The 520-nt window shown below is 46.2% G+C and carries 1 protein-coding gene; it reads right to left on the bottom strand.

Features of this window, described 5'->3' with window-relative positions; genetic code table 11:
* Window positions 1-201: 201 nt before the first annotated feature.
* Window positions 202-520: recombinase family protein (locus SJ312_RS23330; RefSeq protein ID WP_004153193.1), on the bottom strand; the 319-nt coding region annotated here is incomplete at its 5' end.

The raw sequence follows: 520 nt of genomic DNA on the forward strand, positions 1-520 counted from the left end.
GGAAATGTTGAATACTCATACTCTTCCTTTTTCAATATTATTGAAGCATTTATCAGGGTTATTGTCTCATGAGCGGATACATATTTGAATGTATTTAGAAAAATAAACAAATAGGGGTTCCGCGCACATTTCCCCGAAAAGTGCCACCTGACGTCTAAGAAACCATTATTATCATGACATTAACCTATAAAAATAGGCGTATCACGAGGCCCTTTCGTCTTCAAGAATTTTATAAACCGTGGAGCGGGCAATACTGAGCTGATGAGCAATTTCCGTTGCACCAGTGCCCTTCTGATGAAGCGTCAGCACGACGTTCCTGTCCACGGTACGCCTGCGGCCAAATTTGATTCCTTTCAGCTTTGCTTCCTGTCGGCCCTCATTCGTGCGCTCTAGGATCCTCCGGCGTTCAGCCTGTGCCACAGCCGACAGGATGGTGACCACCATTTGCCCCATATCACCGTCGGTACTGATCCCGTCGTCAATAAACCGAACCGCTACACCCTGAGCATCAAACTCTTTT

Origin of the sequence: Providencia sp. CIM-Carb-044, from assembly GCF_033901115.1 — a bacterium.
GTDB classification, from domain to species: Bacteria; Pseudomonadota; Gammaproteobacteria; order Enterobacterales; family Enterobacteriaceae; genus Providencia; species Providencia hangzhouensis.